At 67.9% G+C, this 18,325-nt stretch carries 17 protein-coding genes; 8 read left to right on the top strand and 9 right to left on the bottom strand.

Annotated elements, in window-relative coordinates; genetic code table 11:
* The first annotated feature begins 163 nt into the window (after nt 1–163).
* From ACSQ3Q_RS01630 to ACSQ3Q_RS01620, 3 genes are all read left to right on the top strand, one after another.
* Nucleotides 164–1,534 (top strand): AmpG family muropeptide MFS transporter, encoded by a 1,371-nt coding sequence (locus tag ACSQ3Q_RS01630; protein ID WP_436132699.1) that lies wholly within the window; start codon nt 164–166, stop codon nt 1,532–1,534.
* Between the two features lie 159 nt (nt 1,535–1,693).
* Nucleotides 1,694–2,413: a response regulator transcription factor gene (locus ACSQ3Q_RS01625; protein ID WP_436132698.1), complete on the top strand. Its 720-nt coding sequence runs from the start codon at nt 1,694–1,696 to the stop codon at nt 2,411–2,413.
* Between the two features lie 48 nt (nt 2,414–2,461).
* Nucleotides 2,462–3,727 carry an ATP-binding protein gene (locus tag ACSQ3Q_RS01620; protein ID WP_436132697.1) on the top strand — a complete coding sequence of 422 codons (1,266 nt, stop codon included), beginning with the start codon at nt 2,462–2,464 and terminating at the stop codon, nt 3,725–3,727.
* Here the strand turns inward: ACSQ3Q_RS01620 and ACSQ3Q_RS01615 are convergent.
* The gene (locus tag ACSQ3Q_RS01615) at nt 3,690–4,874 is read right to left on the bottom strand and encodes a YbfB/YjiJ family MFS transporter (protein ID WP_436136914.1); all 1,185 of its coding nucleotides are present in this window, start codon (nt 4,872–4,874) and stop codon (nt 3,690–3,692) included. The two genes, ACSQ3Q_RS01620 and ACSQ3Q_RS01615, sit on opposite strands and share 38 nt — an antisense overlap.
* Nucleotides 4,875–5,043: 169 nt before the next feature.
* On the opposite strand from ACSQ3Q_RS01615, the gene ACSQ3Q_RS01610 reads away from it, so the two are divergent.
* Together ACSQ3Q_RS01610 and ACSQ3Q_RS01605 are read left to right on the top strand one after the other, a co-directional pair.
* Complete coding sequence (locus ACSQ3Q_RS01610; RefSeq protein ID WP_436132696.1) at nt 5,044–5,913, top strand: LysR substrate-binding domain-containing protein; 870 nt, start codon at nt 5,044–5,046, stop codon at nt 5,911–5,913.
* A gap of 49 nt (nt 5,914–5,962) precedes the next feature.
* A complete protein-coding gene (locus ACSQ3Q_RS01605) occupies nt 5,963–7,132 on the top strand; it encodes an NAD(P)H-dependent flavin oxidoreductase (protein ID WP_436132695.1) in 1,170 nt (389 codons plus the stop codon).
* Between the two features lie 323 nt (nt 7,133–7,455).
* Here ACSQ3Q_RS01605 and ACSQ3Q_RS01600 read toward each other — a convergent pair whose 3' ends face one another.
* From ACSQ3Q_RS01600 to radA, 7 genes are all read right to left on the bottom strand, one after another.
* Nucleotides 7,456–8,430: a glycosyltransferase gene (locus ACSQ3Q_RS01600; protein ID WP_436132694.1), complete on the bottom strand. Its 975-nt coding sequence runs from the start codon at nt 8,428–8,430 to the stop codon at nt 7,456–7,458.
* A gap of 188 nt (nt 8,431–8,618) precedes the next feature.
* A complete protein-coding gene (locus tag ACSQ3Q_RS01595) occupies nt 8,619–9,875 on the bottom strand; it encodes an O-antigen ligase family protein (RefSeq protein WP_436132693.1) in 1,257 nt (418 codons plus the stop codon).
* Entirely contained in the window at nt 9,872–10,687 is an 816-nt protein-coding gene (locus tag ACSQ3Q_RS01590; RefSeq protein WP_436132692.1) for a glycosyltransferase family 2 protein, read from the bottom strand. The genes ACSQ3Q_RS01595 and ACSQ3Q_RS01590 overlap by 4 nt, the downstream gene beginning before the upstream one ends.
* A gap of 154 nt (nt 10,688–10,841) precedes the next feature.
* Nucleotides 10,842–11,048, bottom strand: a complete 207-nt coding sequence (locus ACSQ3Q_RS01585) for a zinc-finger domain-containing protein (protein ID WP_436132691.1) — start codon at nt 11,046–11,048, stop codon at nt 10,842–10,844.
* A 5-nt stretch (nt 11,049–11,053) separates the two neighbouring features.
* The gene (locus tag ACSQ3Q_RS01580; protein WP_436132690.1) at nt 11,054–12,004 is read right to left on the bottom strand and encodes a branched-chain amino acid transaminase; all 951 of its coding nucleotides are present in this window, start codon (nt 12,002–12,004) and stop codon (nt 11,054–11,056) included.
* A gap of 39 nt (nt 12,005–12,043) precedes the next feature.
* Entirely contained in the window at nt 12,044–12,478 is a 435-nt protein-coding gene (locus ACSQ3Q_RS01575) for a glycerate kinase (RefSeq protein WP_436132689.1), read from the bottom strand.
* Nucleotides 12,479–12,571: 93 nt separating this feature from the next.
* Nucleotides 12,572–13,951, bottom strand: a complete 1,380-nt coding sequence (gene radA, locus ACSQ3Q_RS01570; protein ID WP_436132688.1) for a DNA repair protein RadA — start codon at nt 13,949–13,951, stop codon at nt 12,572–12,574.
* A gap of 81 nt (nt 13,952–14,032) precedes the next feature.
* Between radA and hpaI the strand changes: the two genes are divergently transcribed.
* The 3 genes from hpaI (at nt 14,033) to ACSQ3Q_RS01555 (ending at nt 16,589) form a co-directional block, all read left to right on the top strand.
* Nucleotides 14,033–14,860: a 4-hydroxy-2-oxoheptanedioate aldolase gene (gene hpaI, locus ACSQ3Q_RS01565; RefSeq protein ID WP_436132687.1), complete on the top strand. Its 828-nt coding sequence runs from the start codon at nt 14,033–14,035 to the stop codon at nt 14,858–14,860.
* 50 nt (nt 14,861–14,910) lie between these two features.
* Nucleotides 14,911–15,888 (top strand): 2-dehydropantoate 2-reductase, encoded by a 978-nt coding sequence (locus tag ACSQ3Q_RS01560; protein ID WP_436132686.1) that lies wholly within the window; start codon nt 14,911–14,913, stop codon nt 15,886–15,888.
* Between the two features lie 77 nt (nt 15,889–15,965).
* Nucleotides 15,966–16,589 carry a glutathione S-transferase family protein gene (locus ACSQ3Q_RS01555; RefSeq protein ID WP_436132685.1) on the top strand — a complete coding sequence of 208 codons (624 nt, stop codon included), beginning with the start codon at nt 15,966–15,968 and terminating at the stop codon, nt 16,587–16,589.
* A 77-nt stretch (nt 16,590–16,666) separates the two neighbouring features.
* On the opposite strand, the gene ACSQ3Q_RS01550 is transcribed toward ACSQ3Q_RS01555, so the two are convergent.
* Complete coding sequence (locus ACSQ3Q_RS01550) at nt 16,667–18,247, bottom strand: ABC transporter substrate-binding protein (protein WP_436132684.1); 1,581 nt, start codon at nt 18,245–18,247, stop codon at nt 16,667–16,669.
* Nucleotides 18,248–18,325: the final 78 nt, after the last annotated feature.

Here is an 18,325-nt window from a genome sequence, read left to right as displayed (position 1 = left end):
AAGAGGAAGAGCGGCTTGCGCAGCGGAGTGCGTGGAACTCGCGCAAGTCGCGGAAATAATAGCCCGCGCCGATGTATCCCCAGCGCCAGCCTGCCCAGCACATGGTGGCTGGCCAGCCCGCTGCAAGGGCGTCGGCGATGATAGACAAAACCTCCGGCCGCCCATGTCAGACACCTCCACCTCATCCTCGCCCCCCGCCACCCCTGACGAGCCGCGGCGTACCCCCTGGCTTCAGACCCTGCGCGTGTACCTGGAGCCCGCCAGCCTGCGCATGCTCACGCTCGGCTTCGCAGCCGGGCTGCCGCTGCTGCTGGTGCTGGGCACGCTGTCATTTCGCCTGCGTGAGGCGGGCATCGACCGCAGCACCATCGGGTATTTGAGCTGGGTGGGCCTGGCCTATGGCTTCAAGTGGGTGTGGGCGCCGCTGGTGGACCGCATGCCCATCCCCGGGCTCACGCAGCTGCTGGGCCGGCGGCGCAGCTGGCTGCTGCTGTCGCAGGCCATCGTGGTCGCGGGACTGGTGGGCATGGCGATGTGCGACCCGCGCCTCACACTCGGGCCCATCGTGTGGTGCGCGCTGGCGGTGGCGTTTGGCTCGGCCACGCAGGACATCGCGCTCGACGCGTTCCGCATCGAATCGGCCGACGCCAACCACCAGGCGGCACTGGCAGCGTCCTACCAGACGGGCTACCGCCTGGCGATGATCTGGGCCGGCGCGGGCGTGTTGTGGATCGCGGCACGCGCCGAGATGGCACCGGCCGTCGGTCAGGGCGCAGCGGCCTACCAGAACGGCGCGTGGCAAACGGCCTATCTGGTGATGGCCGCGTCGATGGCAGTGGGCGTGGTCACGGTGCTGTTCTCGCGCGAGCCGGCGCCGGTGCAGCTGCCGCCCGCACGGAACGCAGCGGAATGGATCCAGAGCGCGATGGTGGAGCCATTCGCCGACTTTTTGCGCCGCTACGGCATGCAGGCCGTGCTGATCCTCGCGCTCATCGCCGTGTACCGCATCAGCGACGTGGTGATGGGCATCATGGCCAATCCGTTCTACGTGGACATGGGCTTCACCAAGGACGAGGTGGCGGCCGTGACCAAGGTGTACGGCGTGATCATGACGCTGGCCGGCGCGTTTGTGGGCGGCGTGCTGTCGATGCGTTTTGGCGTGATGCGCATCCTGATGCTGGGCGCCATCCTGAGCGCGGCCAGCAACCTGCTGTTTGCCTGGCTGGCCGGCCATGGTCACGACGTGACGGCGCTGATCGCCGTGGTGTCGGCCGACAACCTGGCCAGCGGCATCGCCTCGGCCGCGTTCATCGCCTACCTGTCGAGCCTGACCAACGTGAGCTATTCGGCCACGCAGTACGCGCTGTTCAGTTCGATGATGCTGCTCTTGCCAAAGTTCGTGGCGGGCTTTTCGGGCGACTACGTCAATACGTTTGGCTACGCGCACTTCTTCACGTCGACGGCGCTGCTGGGGTTGCCGGTGTTGGTGCTGGTGTGGCTGGCTTCCAGAGTCAAAACAGCCTCCAGCGCTTGATTGATAAGCACTTGTAGCTATATATTTAATAGCATCTGTGCAGCAACATGGACTTCGGTTTACCGGAACTTTACGGCCGCTTCAACACGGGGAAGCTGCCCGCGCCGAGCATGAGACCCTGACCTGCCCGTCCCTTAGCCCGCCACTACACTGATCCCCATGAGCTCCCAACTGCTGATGATCGAAGACGATGCCCGCCTCGCGCAGATGGTGGGCGAGTACCTGGGCCAGTCGGGCCTGCAGGTCACCCACCGCGCCGACGGCAAGAGTGGCCTGGCGCAGCTGCAGGGGCCCGACGCCGGGCCGCTGCCGGACCTGGTGATCCTCGACCTCATGCTGCCCGACATGGACGGCCTGGAAGTGTGCCGGCGCATCCGCTCGCTGCAGGGCAGCGCGGCGCAGGTCCCGGTGCTCATGCTCACCGCCAAGGGCGACCCCATGGACCGCATCATCGGCCTGGAACTGGGCGCCGACGACTACCTGCCCAAGCCTTTCGAGCCGCGCGAGCTGCTCGCCCGCATCCGCGCCATCCTGCGCCGCCGCACCGACGGCGGCAGCGCACCCGCCGCGCAGGCGCTGCGTTTTGGCACGCTCGAGATCGACCGCGACGCGCGCACCGTGACCGTAGGTGGCCAGCTGGCCGACCTCACCTCTTATCAATTCGACTTGCTCGTGGCGCTGGCCGAGCGCGCCGGCCGCGTGCTGACGCGCGACCAGATCATGGAGGCCGTGCGCGGCCGCGAACTGGAAGCGTTTGACCGCAGCATCGACGTGCACATGGGCCGCATCCGCGCTGCCATTGAGGCCGACGCCAAGAACCCGCGCCGCATCCTCACCGTGCGGGGCGTGGGCTACGTGTTTGCAAAACAACAAGACTGACCGCGGGAGCGCGGCGCCGCTGCGGCGCGCACCTCCGCTTTTTCATCAATGTCCCTCTCCACCCCGTTCTCCCGCCGCCTGTACCTGCGCATCTGGCTTGCCGTGGTCGGCGGCATTGCGGTGCTGACGCTCACCGTGGGCTGGGCTTGGCGCATGGCCGAGGACCAAAAGGCGCAAAACACCCAGCCGTTTGTGCCGCCCTCGCGCGAGATGGTGCTGCGCGACCCCACAGGCAATCTGGTGTTCAAGGGTTTGGCCACACGCCAGCCCACCGAACCCGGCGAGGGCGCCGAGTTTCATATCGAGGCCGACAACGGCCAGTCGTTCACGTTGCAGATGGCGCCCCGCCTGCCGCGCGGGGACCGGGGGGGCCGCCCGGGCGGCGGTGGCGGCAACCAGGGCGATGTGGCGTTCTGGACGCGGCCGCCGTTCGGATTCCTCTGGCTGCTGGGCATCGTCGGCTTGGCAGTGGCTGCGGGGGTGTACCCCATCATCCGGCGCCTCACCCTGCGGCTCGAAGCCCTGCAGCGCAGCGTGCAGAAGTTTGGCGAAGGCGACTTGTCGGTGCGGGTGCCCGAGCAGGGCCAGGACGAGGTGGCCGACCTCGCGCGCCAGTTCAACGCCGCCGCTGCGCGTGTGGAGACGCTGGTCAAGTCGCACAAATCGCTGCTGGCCAACGCATCGCACGAATTGCGCTCGCCGCTCACGCGCATCCGCATGGGCATGGAGCTGATGAACGGGCAGCAGCCCTCGCCCGCATTCCGCGAGGAGATCCTGCGCAACATCGCCGAGCTCGACCAGCTGGTGGACGAGATCCTGCTGGCCAGCCGCCTCGATGCGCGCGAGGCGGACGTCGGTACGGTGGAGCTGGTGGACTTGATTGGCCTGGCCGCTGAAGAGTGCGCGCGTGTGGACGCCGACCTGGACGTGAGTTCGGACTCGGTGGACGTGCGCGGCGTCTCCAAGCTGCTGCGCCGCGCCATCCGCAACCTGCTGGAGAACGCGCGCCGCTACAGCACGGGCGACATCACGGTGGCGGTGCTGCGCCGCCAGGGCCATGCCGAGGTACGGGTGTGCGACCGCGGCCCGGGCGTGCCGGTCATCCATCGCGAACGGATCTTCGAGCCCTTCTACCGCCTGCCCGGCGCCAGCGAGCGCGCCGGCGGCGTGGGCCTGGGCCTGGCGCTGGTGCGGTCGATTGCAGGCCGGCACAACGGCACCGTGCACTGCGAAGACCGCGAAGGTGGCGGCGCCTGTTTTGTGCTGCGCCTGCCGGTCAGCGCAGTGGCGGCTGCCGCCAGCGCCACGCCATGACGGCGTAGAGCGCCGCCCCCAGCAGCAGCACCGAGCCCGCCACACCCAGCGCCCAGTCAAACCCCTGCGCCTGCGAGCCCGCGCGCGCCAGCAGCGCGGCGGCCATGGGCGGGCCGACGATCTGGCCGATGCCATACAGCGCGGTCATCAAGCCCGTGAAGCCCGCGCCCGCCTGCGGCCACTGATGGCGCGCCTCCTGCAGCGCAAAGAACGTGATGGCCGTGAACGGCAGGCCCAGCAGCAGGCTGCCCAGCGCAAAGCCCGCAGGCCCGGGCCACAACACCCCCAGCGCCACACCGCCCGCTTGCAGTACATACGCCACGGCCAGCAGCAGGCGCCGGTCCCGCGCGGGGCTGATGCGTGTGGAGAGCAGCGCCCCGAGCGCCACGCCGGCGCCAAAGATGGGCCAGAACAAATCGGGCCAGACCGAGCCCGCCGGCAAGGCCGCGCGCGCGATGACAGGCAGGAACGTGGCGGTGACGATGTAGCCCAGGCCGGCGAGGCCATAAGCGACGGCCAGCAGGGACCGCTCGGCCGCAGGGCGCGGTGCGGGCATGGACGATGCGGTGGCCGCCGCGCCGGCTGCCGCGGTGACCGGCGCATCGCCGTTGTGGAACACGCGCCAGGCCCCTGCGCACAGCACCGCCGCCAATACGGCAAAGGCCGCCCAGCCCGCGGCGGCGCTCCAACCCGCCGCCACCATGGCACTGGTCAACAAACCGGTGATGACGATGCCGAGCCCCGGCCCGCAAAAAATCAGCCCACCCCAGGCCGGTCGCCCCAGGCGCGCCAGCCGCCCCATGCACCAGTTGGCCGTGCCCAGAAACACCAGCGCGCTGGCCACGCCCGCCAGCAGGCGCAGCAGCGGCCAAGACGCCGGCCACGGCAAGGCCAGCATCCCCGTGAGCAGCACCGTGGCCACCAGCCCGCCGCGCACCAGGGCCGCGTTGCCGGGCACGCTGCCCACACGCCGGCCCAGCCAGGGCAAGGCCATGTAGAGCAGCGCTCCCGCCAGGTAGCCGGCGTAGTTGGCCGTGGCCAGCCAGCTGCCGGTGGGCAAGTCGACCACACCGTCGTGCAGCATCATGGGCAGCAGGGGGGTGAATGCAAAACGGCCGACGCCCATGGCCGCCGCCAGCGCGGCCATGCCGGCCAGCGCCACCTGCAGGGCCGCGGCCCGGTGGGCCTGTGAAGGGGTTGAGAGGGAAGCAGATGCCGGGGTCACGGTGGGAGTTCGGTGTGGGGTTGCCAGAGACGTTGCTGCTGAATATCATCTTAGCAAGAGATTGAATTTTTGTGATTCATACTTTTTCAAGATGGAAAAATCCTCCCCCGTGCTCGACCTCGCCGCGCTCGACATCTTCCGCACCGTGGCGGCAGAAGGCAGCGTCACGCGCGCGGCCGAGCGGCTGTCGCGCGTGCAGTCCAACGTGACCACGCGGGTGCAGCAGCTGGAGGCGGACCTGGGCACGCCCCTGTTTCTGCGCGAAGGCAGGCGCATGGCCCTCACGCCCGAAGGCGAGGTGCTGCTGGGTTATGCCGACCGTCTGCTCGCGCTGGCCGATGAGGCGCGGCAGGCGCTGCGCCCCGGCCCGCCCGCCGGCCGCCTGCGCCTGGGGTCGATGGAAAGCACCGCCGCCAGCCGCCTGCCCGAGCCGCTGGCGCGCCTGCACCGCCAGTGGCCGGGCGTGGCGCTGGAGCTGACCACAGCGCCGACCCGGGTGCTGGTGGAGCGGCTGCGCGCCCATGCACTCGACACCGTGCTGGTGGCCTGGCCGCCGGGCCAGCCGCCCGACCCTGCGCTGGAAACCCGGCCGGTGTTCACCGAAGAACTGTTGCTGGTCCTGCCGGCCGGCCACACGCCGGTTGATGGCCCGCAGGATGTGGTGCCCGGCACGCTGGCGGTGTTCGAGCCCGGCTGCACCTACCGCCGCATCGCACAGGAGTGGTTTGCGCCGCGGCCGCAGCCCATGCAACTGCTGGAGCTGGGCTCGTACCACGCCATCCTGGCGAGTGTGGCCGGAGGCGGCTGCGCGGGCATCGTGCCGCGCTCGGTGCTCAGCATCTCGCCCCATGCCGCGCTGCTGAGCCAGCAGCCGATCACCACCATCACCACCTTGCTGGCCTGGCGCCAGGGCTACCGGTCCGCCGCTCTCGATGCCTTGCAGCAGGTGCTGAGCGACTGATCGGCGCGCCCGCCACCTTGCTTTCTCATTTCCTCCACCGGAGTCCACCATGCCCCACCGCAGCCTGCGCACCGCCCTCTCCCTTCGCCTGCCCATCATCCAGGGGCCCATGACCGGGGCCGACACCCCCGCCCTGGCGGCGGCGGTGTCGGCCGCTGGCGGGTTCGGCATTCTGGGCTGCGGCATGCGCTCGCCCACGGCGATGACCGAAGCCGTCGCCGAGGTGCGTCGCCGCACCGACCGGCCTTTTGGGCTCAACCTCTTCGTGCAGGACACGCCCGCGCCCGACACGGCCACGGTGGAGGAGGCGCTGGCCCGGCTGGCGCCGCTGTACGCGGAGTTCGGCCTGCAGGCCGCCGTGCCCGCGCGCTGGTGCGAAGACTTCCATGCGCAGTTCGACGCCATGGTCGAGGCTCGGCCCGCGGTCGCGAGCTTCACCTTCGGCATCCTGACCGCCGCGCAGGTCGAGCGGCTGCACAGCGCCGGCTGCTACGTCATCGGCACCGCCACCACGGTGGCCGAGGCAGTGGCCTGGGCCGATGTGGGCGCGGACGCCGTGTGCGCATCGGGCATGGAGTCGGGTGGCCACCGTGGCACCTTCTTGCCGACGGGCAGGCCGCTGGCGGAAGGCCCCGGCGCGGGCGGGGTGGCAGGTTCGACGGGGAGTGGCGCCGCGCCCTCCCAGGCAGACTTTGCAGCCTCGATGATCGGCGTGATGGCGCTGGTGCCGCAATGCATCGATGCGCTGGCCCCGCGCAACGTTGCGGTGATCGCGGCCGGCGGCATCATGGACGGGCGTGGCATTGCCGCCGCGCAGGCGCTGGGCGCCGAGGCCGTGCAAATGGGCACGGCGTTCCTGGCCTGCGATGAGTCCGGCGTTGGCGCCGCCTACCGGCACGCCATGGCGCAGGCCATTGCCACAGACACCCGCACCACCCGCGTGTTCTCGGGCCGCCCGGCGCGCGGCATCGTCAACCCCATGCTGCAGCAACTGCACGCGCACGAAACGACCGTGCCCGCCTATCCGGTGCAGAACGCGCTCACTGGCGCACTGCGCCGCGCATCCGCCGAAGCGGGACGGGCGGACCACCTGTCGCTGTGGGCGGGCCAGGGCGTCGCGGCAGTGCGGCCCATGCCCGCTGCAGAGCTGGTGGCCGTGCTGGAAGCGGAATGGCGTGCGGCCCTGGCGGCAGCCGCCGCCCAGTTGGCAGCGCACTAATGCTATTTATTTAATAGCTATTAACGCTTTATGGACAAGCGCTAGCGGCCAATTTAGCTCAAATTTTTTGGTTGGAGGCAACCCCGTAACTCCTCGCGGCTGCCGCAAGACTGCCAAACGGTGTAACCACCTCCGACGGGTTTAGACCCAACGGAGGGGGCGGGTTACTTCAGCCACGCGTTTCATCAGGCGATTCTTCGTGGGGCGGCACTGCGCCACAAACTGGCGCGGCCCCTACGCCAGTGCACCCGTGGATCCGGCTTTGCCGGTCCACCGGGTGCGTCCCCTTCGGGGGAAGGCGCCGCAGGCGACACAGGGGGGTTTCAGTTCTTCCAGGGCAGTTCGCGCGCCGGTCCCAGGATGACCGGGGGCTGGGCATTGATCTTCTCACCCGCGAGCACACGCTCGTACATCCGCAAATAGTTGCGCGCCATGCGCTCGGCGCCGAAGTGGTCGACCACATGCTGGTGGCACGCGCGCGCATCAAAACGGTTGTTGCGCACGGCCTCGGCCAGCACGCCGGCCTCGGCCGACAGCACGCCGCAGTGCAGCGGCACCAGCTCGGGCAAGGCGCCGTACGGCGTGGAGAACACCGGGCAGCCGAAGTACAGGCTTTCGATCACCGCCAGCCCAAACGGCTCGTGCCAGCGCACCGGAAAAATCAGCCCGCGCGACGCGTTAAGCAGCCCGGTCTTCTGCGTGCCGCCCACCATGCCGTGAAAGTGGATCTTGCGCGACAGCGTCCAGCGAAAGCCGCGCTTGAAGTTGATGCGGTTGCCGCCCAGCACGTCGAGCTCAACGCCCGCAAGCTTGGCCACCTTGATCGCGCCGCGCACGTTCTTCACGCCCCACGCCGCCTTGCCCAGAAAGTGGTAGCGCGGGCGTGGCACGTCAAAGTTGACGGGGCCGTAGCCGCTCCAGTCGAGCCCGTTGTAGACGAACTCGGTCGAGCCATAACGCGCAGCGTGGTCGCGCGAAAGGAACACGGTGTTGAGCGGCAGCGGCTTGGGCTTGCGCGCGTTGCCGTGCTCCGTCACCAGGTAGGGCTTGGCCAGCTCGGTGCGGGGGTTGAACTGGAAATGCGTGATGTCCACATCGGCCGGGATCTGCCCTTCCCACGGCTCGTCGGGGCGGATGGGCAGCACCTGGCCGAAGTCACAGGTCGAGCCCTCCGGCACGAGATAGCTCACGCGGTGGCCCTGCTGCACGAGTGTCTTGCCCAGGTCCCAGATCACGCGCTCGGTGCCACCGTAGCCATAGACCGGGATGGGGGAGTTGTTGACCAGCAGGATGTGCATTCAGGTAGGCCTCGCATCGCATTGTTTCGTGGCGCCAAGCGCCGCCCGCAGCCGCCGAGACTGGCGGGGCCTGAGCCAGGGCAGCCAAGCAAGGGCCGCCCCGCAGCGAGGGCTGCGTCCCCCTGCCCGCATTGCGCAGCAATGCGAGAGCGGGGGGAAGCGGCGAAGCCGCTCAGGGGGGTGTCCCATCAAAAAGGCCGGCCGCAGCCGATGCGCGCGCGCCGCTCGTGCAAGGCCGCCAGCAGCAACGGACACATGAACAGATAGAACATATTGCCGCTGTTGTGCGCCAAAAACACCTGCGTGAGCCCGAAGCCGATGTACGACAGCGGCAACAGCACGCCCATGAGGCACAGCGACAGGGATTCGCGGTCCATCTTGCCGGCACCGTCACGGATGCGGCGGGCCGTCGGCCAGAACATCACCAGCGGAATGACGTAGAACGCCAGCAGCAGCAGCACGCCGGGCAGGCCCCGCTTGGCAAACAGATCCAGCGCCTCGTTGTGGGCATGGCCAAACTCGAGCACTACGGGGTGCGCCAGCCCGGCGGCCACGCGGCGCGCCTTTTCGGCCTCGTAGCCCGCGCGGCCCCAGCCGGTCAGCGGCCGGTCCCAGCCCATCTGCCAGGCTAGTTTCCAGTGGGCCAGCCGCTGGCCGACCGAGCTGCGGCCGTCGCCGTGCTGCTGGTAGGTCTGCACCTCAAGCCGCGCTTCATCCACCCGTTGCTCCACAGCCGGTACGTGCCACAGGCCCACTGCGACCAGCGCCAGGGCGCACAGGCCCCAGTACACGCGCCGTTGCCCGGTGGTGCGCACCAGCAACCACGCGCACGCCGGCAGCAACAGCACCAGCGCCAGCCAGCCGCCGCGCGACTGCGACAGCACCGACCCCGTCGCACCCAACACGATGGCCGCGGCCAGCAGCAAGCGCTGCCACAGCACCCAGCGCCGGTACTGCACGACCAGCAGCAGACCGCTCATCACCGCCAGCAGCATGCTCAGGTTGCCGTACTGGATGGCGTTAGTAAAACCCGTGGCACGCGGCAGCGCCTGCACGCCAACCTGGAACATACCGACCAAACCACTGCCCACGGCCCCCACCGCCACCCCCATCCACAGCCACGATGCGCGCGGCTCGAAGGTCATCAGGTAGAAAATGCAGGGCAGTGCCAGCAGGTATTTGACGGGGCGGTCCATGCTGCCCCAGCCCCAGGTGGCGCCCACGTCAAGCAGCCACAACGCGGCCATGCACGAGACGGCCGCCGTGAGCCACCAGGCCGCGCGCGGCGCGGGCCGCCGCCACCACACGGGCGCGCTGGCAAGCGCCGCCAGCAGCAGCAGCGCCGCGCCATACGAATAGCCCGAGGGCAGCCACAGGGCCAGCCCCGGGACCATGAACGCGCCGACGCTTGCGCAGCGCCCGAACCAGCGGTAAGAAGCCTTCATCCCCGAATCACGCGGCCCGTAAGGCTGCCCTGGTCATAGTGCAACGCTGCATAACGAAAGAACCCTTCCAGCGCCACAAAAAGGCAATACAGAAACCCGGCGCCACCGCACAGGAACCCCAGGCGAAACACATAAAGGCGCAAGAACATCGATGCGCCGGAGGCCAGGCCGCGCAGCACGCCGCCGCGTTTGCCGTCCTCGGCCCGCTTGGCCGCGCCCAGCATCACGTACTGCGTGAGTTTTTCCAGGCTGCCGCGCACCGTCGTGCGCGAGTAATGCAGCAGGCGCGCACGGATCAGGCGGCGCGGCACCTCGGCACCGCCGGGCAGCGCATGCAGCTGCGCCTCCTCATGCACCACACCGGTGTACTCCCTCACCATGCTGCGCACAAACAGCCGCTCGATCTGCGACTGCGAGCGAAAGTACTTGAGTTCGTGCCCGAAGGCGACCATGCGCCAGCGGATCTTCCACACGGCGCGCTCGCCCGAGCGAACGATGGCCTGCAGCTCCTGGGCAAAGGCCGGCGTCATCACTTCGTCCGCATCCAGAAAGAAGATGTAGTCGCCGCGCGCGTGGGCCAGCAGCCGGTTGCGCTGCACGGCGAAACCCTGCCAGTCGGGATGGCTATGAACTTCTGCCCCCAGGGCCTGTGCCAGAGCGACGGTGTTGTCCGTGCTTCCGCTGTCCACCACCAGCAACTGGTCCGCAAACGCCGCACTGCGCAGGCAGGCTTCGATGCGGTGCGCCTCGTTATGGGACAGCACCGCCACGGTCAACGTGGGCGGCTGCGTGCCGCCTTCCACACCCGGCATCAATCAGTTTTCCATGGTGCTGCGCACAGCACACCAGAAGCCGAAACTGGCGCGGCCCACGCGCGGGACGGCAAGCCAAGGGCCGCCCCGCAGCGAGGGCGTCGTCCCCCGAGGGGGAAGGCGCCGAAGGCGACTCAAGGGGAACCTCATTTTTTCAATGACCAGCGTGGGCCTGCTCACCAGCTTTCAGGCGGTAGACGGTTCCACAGTACGGGCACTTGGCCTCGCCGGTGCGGGCCACGTCCAGGTACACCTTGGGGTGGGTGTTCCAGATTTTCATGTCGGCCTTGGGGCTGGGGCAGAAGACCCCGCCTTGCGGATTCAGGTCCTTGGCCAGGAGTTCGATGGCGGCTTGGGACATGGTGATCAGACTTTCGAGAGCCAGTGGGCGTATTGGGGATTGCGGCCGTTGACGATGTCAAAGAACGCGCTCTGGATTTTTTCGGTGATGGGGCCGCGCGAGCCCACATAGTCTTCTTTACCAAGCTCAATGCGGTCGAGCTCGCGAATCGGCGTCACTTCCGCCGCTGTGCCGGTGAAGAAGGCCTCGTCGGAGATGTAGACCTCGTCGCGCGTGATGCGCTTTTGCACGATCTCCAGGCCCAGGTCCTTGGCGATATGGAACACCGTGTTGCGGGTGATGCCGTTCAGGGCGCCGGCCGACAGGTCGGGCGTGTAGATCACGCCGTTCTTGATCACGAAGATGTTTTCGCCCGCGCCTTCGGACACAAACCCCGAGCTGTCGAGCAGCAGGGCTTCGTCGTAGCCGTCGTCCAGCGCTTCCATGTTGGCGAGGATCGAGTTGGTGTAGTTGCTCACCGCCTTGGCCTGCGTCATGGTGATGTTGACGTGGTGGCGGGTGTAGCTGCTGGTCTTCACGCGGATGCCGCGCTTCAAACCTTCTTCGCCCAGGTAGGCGCCCCAGGCCCAGGCGGCCACCATCAGGTGGATCTGGTTGCCCTTGGGCGAGACGCCCAGCTTTTGCGAGCCGATCCAGGTCAGCGGGCGCAGGTAGCAGGATTCGAGCTTGTTCTCGCGCACCACGGCCTTCTGGGCTTCGTTCACTTCTTCCTTGGTGAACGGGATCTTCATGCGCAGGATCTTGGCGCTGTTGAAGAGGCGCTCGGTGTGCTCTTCCAGGCGGAAGATCGCCGTGCCGTCGGCGGTGTTGTAGGCACGAACGCCTTCAAAGGCGCCGCAGCCGTAGTGCAGGGTGTGGGTCAGCACGTGGATCTTGGCATCGCGCCAGTCGACCATCTGGCCGTCCATCCAGATCTTGCCGTCACGGTCGGCCATCGAGGGAACTACGGGGCTCATGGGCATCCTTTTGTTGCTGTGGGTCGCAAAGGCGGGATTTTACGGGGCGGCGGGCGGCCCGCCGGCGGCTGCATCCGGCGCCTCGGCCTCGGGCCGCAGCAGCGTCCACTTCACGAGCTTGCCGCGGCGGAACTCGCAGGTCACGTGCGACTGCGTGCCGTCGGTCCAGCGGTAGACCTCGGGGTCCTCGTTCGGGGGCGACAGTTGCTCGCCCAGCGCCTGGGTCATGGCCACCACGTGCATGAGGTTCACCCCCTCGCTCAGCCGCGCGTTCAGCATCACCGCGCTGCCCACATAGCCGATGGGCCGGTTGGCGGCCTTCTTCATCACGTTCACCAGCCGCGTGTAGTGCAGCAGCGCCCACATCATCAGGCCACCCCCCACAGCCGCCACGCCGGCCCAGCCGTAGGCCACAAAACCAAAAACAAAAAGACCGACGGCGCCCAGCGGCACCAGGATGTTGCGCAAATTCATGGGCGGTATTGTCTTATGAGTGCCATGCGGGCCCGAGGAGATGCTTCCGGGCCCATCCCACGCCGAACGAGCGAATCCTTCCAACCAGATGGATTAGCCGATCTCGCGCACCACGTTCATCGCCTCTTCCACCCGCTCCACCGCATGGATGGTCAGGCCTTCGATGGGCTTCTTGGGCGCGTTGGCCTTGGGCACCACCGCAATGCGGAAGCCGAGCTTGGCGGCTTCCTTCAGGCGCTCCTGGCCGCGCGGGGCGGGCCGCACCTCACCCGCCAGGCCCACTTCGCCAAACGCCAGGAATCCCTGCGGCAGGGCCTTGCCGCGCAGGCTAGAGGTGATGGCCAGCATCACCGCCAAATCCGCCGCGGGTTCGCTGATGCGCACGCCGCCCACCGCGTTCACAAACACGTCCTGGTCCATGCACGCCACACCCGCGTGTCGGTGCAGCACGGCCAGCAGCATGGCGAGGCGGTCTTTGTCCAGGCCCACCGACAGACGCCGCGGGCTCGGGCCTGCGCTGTCGACCAGTGCCTGGATCTCCACCAGCATGGGCCGCGTGCCCTCCAGCGTCACCATCACGCAGCTGCCGGGCACGGGCTCGCTGTGCTGGCTTAAAAAGATGGCACTGGGGTTGCTCACGCCCTTGAGGCCCTTTTCGGTCATGGCGAACACGCCAATCTCATTGACGGCACCAAAGCGGTTCTTGATGGCGCGCACCAGGCGAAACTGGCTGTGCGTGTCGCCTTCGAAGTACAGCACCGTGTCCACCATATGCTCCAGCACCCGCGGGCCGGCCAGCGCGCCTTCCTTGGTCACATGACCCACCAGCACGATGGCAACGCCCGACGCCTTGGCGCAGCGCGTGAGGTGGGCCGCGCATTCGCGCACCTGGGCCACCGAGCCCGGGGCCGAGGTGAGCTGGTCGGAGTACACGGTCTGGATGGAGTCGATCACCGCCACGGCGGGCTGCATGGATTCGATGGTCGCGAGGATTTTTTCGAGCTGGATCTCGGCCAGCACATTGACCTGGCTGTGGTCCAGCCCGAGGCGGCGCGAGCGCAGCGCCACCTGCGCGCCGCTTTCCTCGCCCGTCACGTACAGCGTGGGCAGGCCGGCGCGCTGCAGCGCATCGAGCGCCTGCAGCAGCAGCGTGGATTTGCCGATGCCCGGGTCGCCACCGATCAGCACCACGCCGCCTTCCACAATGCCGCCGCCCAGCACGCGGTCGAGCTCGTCGATGCCGCTGGGGGTGCGATCCACATCGCTGGCCTCGATGGCCGACAGCGGCATCACGGCCTGGGACTGGTTCAGGCCCGCAAATTGCGCGCCGCTGTAGCGGTTCTTGCCCGGCCCGGCGTCGGCCACCTGCTCGATGAGCGTGTTCCAGGCGCCGCAGGCGGGGCACTTGCCCAGCCAGCGCGGGCTGGTGCCGCCGCATTCGGTGCAGGTAAAAATGGTTTTGTCTTTGGCCATGGTGAAGGAAGCGACGGGCGGGCTGCAGACTATAGCGGCGCACCTGGCAAGCGGGTCTGAGGAATCGGCAGAATGCACGCCATGCACACCCCCACCAATCACTTCAAGGAGGCCATGGCGCAAGGCCGGGCCCAGATCGGCCTGTGGCTGGCGCTGGCCGACGGCTATACCGCGGAGATCTTGGCGGGCACGGGCTACGACTGGCTGCTGGTCGATGGCGAGCACGCGCCCAACGACCTGCGCTCCATCCTGCACCAGCTTCAGTCCATCGCCAGCGCCACCAGCGCCCTGCCCCCGGGCACTCCGCCGCCCCACGCCATTGCCCGCGTGCCAGTGGGCGACACCGCCTTGATCAAACAGTACCTGGACATCGGCGCCCAGACGCTGCTGGTGCCCATGGTGGACACGGCCGAGCAGGCCCAGGCCCTGGTGCGTGCCACCCGCTACGCGCCCGAAGGTGTGCGCGGCATGGGCAGTGCCCTGGCCCGCTCATCGCGCTGGCAGGCTTACCCCAACTACGTGCACGAGGCCAATCAGCAGGTCTGCCTGCTGGTGCAGGCCGAGACGGTGGAGGCGATGCACAACCTCGACGCCATCGCCGCGACACCGGGTGTGGATGGCGTGTTCATCGGCCCGGCCGACCTGTCGGCATCCATGGGACACCGGGGCAACCCCGGCCACCCCGACGTGCAAGCCGCCATCCACGATGGCATCGCCCGCATCCGCAACGCCGGCAAGGCGCCGGGCATCCTCGCCACCAACGAAGCCCAGGCGCGCCAATGGCTGGCCGCCGGCGCGCTGTTTGTGGCGGTGGGTGTGGACACCCTGCTGCTGGCCAGCGCCGCGGCGCAGTTGCTGGCACGCTTTCGCACCCCGGGCAGCGCGGTGGACCGTCCGCACGGGTACTGACGCACTCCCTTTTTCTGCCCGTTCTTTTTCTTGATTTGAAGGCCTTGACGATGAAAGCATGTATCTACGGCGCTGGCGCCATTGGCGGATGGCTGGGCATGGCACTGGCACAAGCCGGTTGCGAGCTGAGCCTGGTGGCGCGGGGCACGACACTGGCCGCCCTCCAGGCCGAGGGGCTGCGCCTGCGCCGCCCCGATGGCTCGGTGGCGCACACCCCAGTCATCGCGCACGAAGACCCGGCCGCGCTGGGCGTGCAGGACCTGGTGGTCGTGGCCGTCAAGGCGCCGGGCCTGCCCGATGTGGCCCGGGCCATGGCGCCGCTGATCGGGCCGCAGACCATCGTGCTCACCGCCATGAACGGCGTGCCGTGGTGGTTTCTGGACGGCTTTGGCGGCGCGGCGCAGGGCCAGGCATTGCAGTCGGTGGATGCAGGCGGCGTGATCGCCGGCGCGATACCCGGGCGCAACGTGATCGGCAGCGTGGTGCACACCAGCTGCTCACTGGAGGCCCCGGGGTTTGTGCGCCAGCATTTCGGCAACCGCCTCATCGTGGGCGAGCCGGGCGGCAGCCAGAGCCCGCGCCTGCAGGGCCTGGCCGCAACGCTGCAGCGCGGCGGGATCGAGGTGGAGGTGTCGGACCGCATCCAGCGGGACATCTGGTTCAAGCTCTGGGGCAACCTGACCATGAACCCGATCAGCGCGCTGACCGGCGCCACCACGGACCGCATCCTCGACGATGACCTGGTGCGCGGTTTTGTCTCGGCGGTGATGCTCGAGGCCAAGGCCATCGGCGAGAAGCTGGGCCTGCCCATCGACCAGCAGCCCGAAGACCGCCACGTGGTCACCCGCAAACTCGGGGCCTTCAAGACGTCGATGCTGCAGGACGTGGAAGCCGGCAAGCCCATGGAGATCGACGCACTGGTGGGCGCCGTGCGCGAGCTGGGCCAGATCACCCAGACGCCCACGCCCCACACCGATGCGCTGCTGGGCCTGGTGCGGCTGATGGCCCGCACGCGTGGCCTCTATTGACCAATTTTCAAATCAAATTGGCCTCCAGCGCTTGATCCTTATGCGCTTATAGCTCCTATATTTATAGCAAACCATCCATGACCACGCTCACGCTCTACTACACCCCCGGCACCTGCGCGCAAGCTGTCCGCATCGCCCTGCACGAGGCAGGCGCCGAGCACCAGCTGGTGCGCGTCGACTTTGCTGCCGGCCAGCAGCGCACGCCCGAGTACCTCGCCGTCAACCCCAAGGGCCGCGTGCCGGCCCTGGCCACCGAGCACGGCACCTTGACAGAGACGCCCGCGCTCCTGGCCTATGTGGCGCAGCTCTTTCCCCACGCGCGCCTGGCCCCCACGGACCCGCACGGTTTTGCGCGCATGCAGGAGTTCAACAGCTACCTGGCCTCCACGGTGCACATCGCCCACGCGCACCGCCCGCGCGCCAGCCGCTGGGCCGATGAGCCCGAGGCCATCGCCGCCATGCAGCGCAAGGTGCCGCAGAACATGACCGACTGTTTTGACCTCATCGAGACGCACTACCTCGTGAACGCAGAGGAAGGCCCCTGGGTCCTGGGCGGGCAGTACACCGTGGCGGATGGGTACCTCTTCACCATCGCCGGCTGGCTGGCCAGCGATGGCGTGGACATCGCGCGTTTCCCCAAGGTCGCCGCGCATTTCGAGCGCGTGGCGGTACGGCCTGCGGTGCAAAGCGCCCTCGCCTGAGACGTGTGTCCGCTCAGTAAAAAAGCCCCGGTGCTGGGCCAGCGCCGGGGCTTTTTTCAATGGGTGCGTGCAACCGCTCAATTCACCTTCAGATAACGCCAGTCGATGCGGTTGTCCGCACGGTGCGGCACATCCACCTTCTGGGTCGCGGCCCAGGGGATCACCTGGTTGTACAGGGGGATGTGCGAGATCAGTTCATGGTCTTGCACCAGGGCTTTCTCGATCAGGCCGTTGCGGGTGGCCGCGTCAGTTTCCTTCTGGATGCGCTCGATCAGCGCGTCCTGCTGCGGGTTCGAAAAACGGCCCAGGTTGAAGTTGCCGTCGCCGCCCGCGCCCGGCGAGCGGATCAGCGACTGCAGCGAGTAGAACGCGTCAAACGTCGGCACGCCCCAGCCCAGCAGGTAGATGCTGGCCTCGTTGCGCTGGATCATCGGGAAATAGGTGGCAAACGGCAGCGAGCGCAGCTTGGCCTTGACGCCGACCTTGGCCCAATGTGAAGTGATGGCTTGGCACAGCTGCTCATCGTTGATGTAGCGGCCGGCGCTGCAGGCAAAGTCGACCTCGAAGCCGTTGGGGTAGCCGGCATCGGCCAGCAGCTTTTGCGCGGCCTTGGCGTCGTAGGGCCAGCGCACGTCGGCCTTGGGCGTCCAGCCGTTTACCTGCCGCGCGATCAGCGTGCCCGTGGGTTGCGCCAGGCCGCGCAGCACCACCCGCTGGATGGCGTTGATGTCGATGGCCTGGTAGAGCGCCTTGCGCACGCGCACATCCTTGAGCGGGTTCTTGCCCTTCACGTCCGAGCCGGGCAGCTCCTCGCGGTACTGGTCGAGGCCGAGGAAGATGGTGCGGTACTCCGCGCCTTCAAGCACCTTGAGCGTGGGCGTCTGGCGCACGCGCGCCAGGTCCTGCAGGCTGGGGTCGATCACGAAATCGATCTCGCCCGACAGCAGCGCGGCCGTGCGTGTGGCGTCCGACTTGATGGGCGTGTAGACAATCTCGGTCACATTGCTCGGAAACTTGGATTTGCCCCACCAGTGCGGGTTGGCCTCCAGCACGGCGCGCTGGTCGGGCGTCCAGGACTTGAGCACGAAGGGGCCGGTGCCCAGCGCGTTGCGGTGGGCAAAGTTTTCGTCCTTGGTCTTGATGTCCTTGGGCTCCACCGACTTGTTCTTTTCGGCCCAGGCCTTGCTCAATATGCGCAGCTCGGTGAGCTGGTTCACCAGCACCGGGTTGGGCAGGTCCGAGAAGATGTCGATGGTGTGCGCGTCCACCTTCTCGACGCGGTCGATGCCCTGCGCATACACCGCGTAGTTCGAGCTCTTGGCCTTGGCGCGCTCGAGCGAGAACTTCGCGTCGTCGGCCGTGAAATCGCTGCCGTCGCTGAACTTGACGCCCTTGCGCAAGGAAAGACGCAGCTGCGTGGGGCTCACGCGCTTCCACTCGGTGGCCAGGGCCGGTTCGGGCTTGAAGGTGGTGCTGTTGTAGTCGACCAGCGTGTCGTACACGGCGGCGTGCAAGGTGTTGTTCACACCCACGTTCTGGGCATGGATGTCCCAGGACGACAGATCGACCGCGCGCGACCAGCGGAAGGTCTTGGCCTGGCCGGCCAGGGGCAACGCAGTGGCAATGGCCGCGGCCAGCAGAAGGGTCTTGAAACGCATGGGGGAAATCACTCCAGATCAGTCGATGCCCGCACTATGGATCAAAGCGCACGTTTCGCTAACGAACTTATCCTTCTT

Origin of the sequence: Acidovorax sp. LjRoot129 (genome assembly GCF_964253765.1) — a bacterium.
Classification (GTDB): Bacteria; Pseudomonadota; Gammaproteobacteria; order Burkholderiales; family Burkholderiaceae_C; genus Acidovorax.
Note: the sequence above shows the minus strand (reverse complement) of the source record. Positions and strands in the feature narration are given on the sequence as shown.